Source organism: Pseudomonas sp. C5pp, from assembly GCF_000814065.1.
GTDB classification, from domain to species: Bacteria; Pseudomonadota; Gammaproteobacteria; order Pseudomonadales; family Pseudomonadaceae; genus Aquipseudomonas; species Aquipseudomonas asiatica.
On the sequence record NZ_JWLN01000078.1, the window covers coordinates 1 to 2,202 of the forward strand.

The window sequence follows — 2,202 nt, forward strand, 5'->3', positions numbered from 1 at the left end:
GGCGGCAACTTCGAGCAACTGACGCCGAACCCGACCCCGGCGCAGACCACGATCAACGACTCGGTCGACACCACCACCGCGACCCTGACGGCCACTCCGTCGGTGACCGAAGGCGGCGTGATCACCTACACCGTAACCCTGAGCAACCCGGCCCAGACTCCGGTGACCGTGACCCTGTCCAACGGCCAGACCATCACCGTGGAAGCCGGCAAGACCCAGGGCAGTGTCGACTTCGAGACCCCGGCGAACGACGTCTATAACAACGGCTCGACTGTCAGCACCACGATTACCGGTGCGACCGGCGGCAACTTCGAACAGCTGACGCCAGACCCGACGCCTGCATCGACTGTCATCAATGACAGTATCGATACCGTCACCGTAAGCATCGTCAGTAATGGCAACGTGACAGAGGACCAGCAGCCGTCCTTTACTGTGAAGGTAAGCCAGGCACTGGACCGTCCGTTGACAGTTACTCTGTCGAACGGCGACACCGTGACCATTGAGGCCGGCAAGACCGAAGTGGAATACAAGACCGCAGCCCAAGGCGATGATGTCATCCAGGATGCCGGCTCCGTCACGCTCAGCGTGACAGATGCCACCGTCTCGGGTGCCACCTTCGAGAAGCTGGCGTTCGGAGGCCCGGCCACCGTTGAGATCTCGGACACCATCAGTGAAGTCGTCGCCAAACTGACCGCTACCGAGTCCGTAACCGAAGGTGGCGAAATTACCTACACCGTCACGCTGACCAGCAAGGATGGACTGCCGCTCAACATCCAGTCGCCGCTGTATTTCACTCTCAGCGATGGCAAGACCGTTATTGAGGTACCGGCCAACAGTACAACCGGTTCGATAACCGTTGCCGCGCCGGACAACGTCTACATGGGCGCCAATCCACCGGTAGTCAATGCGATCGATTCGGTCAGCGGTGCTGATGTATGGAAGTTCGAGAAACTGACCTTGGACAAAACCGAGGTCACTACCACCGTGACTGATGAATCCGGCACCCCAGGCTCTGGTGGTGACCTTGTGTGGGTTAGCATCGAGGCCGACCAGGTATCGGTCCTCGAGAACCAGAACCCGACCTTTACCGTGAAGGTCAACACCGTGCTGGCGCACGATCTTGTCGTGACCTTGAGCAACGATGCCCAGGTCACGATCAAGGCGGGAGAAACCAGTGCGCAGTACACCCATGCCGTACAGGGCGACGACGTTTACCAGGACGCCGGCACTATCAGTGTTGGCCTCAAGTCGGCGACCGATACCGCAGGCAGCACCTTCGAGAATCTGCAATTTGGCGGAGCCGCGTCGGTGGGAGTGACTGACACCATCAACGAAGTAGTGGCCAAGCTGACGGCTACCGATTCCGTCACCGAGGGTGGCGAAATTACCTATACCGTCACGCTGACCAGCCAAGACGGCCTGCCGATCAACAACCACTCGCCGCTGTACTTCACCCTCAGCGACGGCAAGACCGTTGTTGTGGTGCCGGCCAACAGCAACACCGGCTCGATCACCGTTACCGCGCCTAATGATGTCTATGTAGGTGCTCAGCCTGTAGTAAATGCGATCGACTCGGTCAGCGGTGCAGATGCCTGGAAGTTTGAAAAGCTGACCCTGGACAAATCGGAAGTCAGCACAACGGTTACTGATGGCCCAGGCTCAGAGGATATTACCTGCCTGACGCTTTCTGCCACACCGACAGTGGCCGAAGGTGGCACGATCACCTACACCGCCACCTTGACCAACAAGGCCGGCACTGACTTGGTCATCAAACTGAGCAACGGCGAAACCATCACCATCGCGGCAGGCCAGAAGGAAGCTTCGATCATCGTCGACGCCCCAGGCGACGATGTGTACATCGATGCCAAAGACCTCAGCGTGACCATCGCCGATGCCACGGGTGGCAATTTCGAGAAGCTGGATGTCAGCAGCAAGGCGGCCGTGACCAAAGTCACCGATACCATCGACACTACCACCGTGACCTTGACGGCCACGCAAAGCGTGGTCGAGGGTGGTGTGGTGACCTACACCGCGTCGGTCAACCACAAGGTCACCGGTTCTGACCTGGTGGTGAAATTGGCCAACGGTCAGACCATTACCATTCCGGTGGGTGAGTCGTCGGCGTCGGTGCCCTTCACCGCGCCAGACAATGCCTACAACACTAATCTGGACCTGACCAACAAGATCACCGACATCTCGGGC

Annotated in this window: 1 protein-coding gene; it reads left to right on the top strand. The window is 58.9% G+C overall.

Annotated elements, in window-relative coordinates:
* On the top strand, positions 1–2,202 hold a 2,202-nt coding region (locus tag RR51_RS28320), incomplete at both ends, for an immunoglobulin-like domain-containing protein (RefSeq protein ID WP_039615464.1).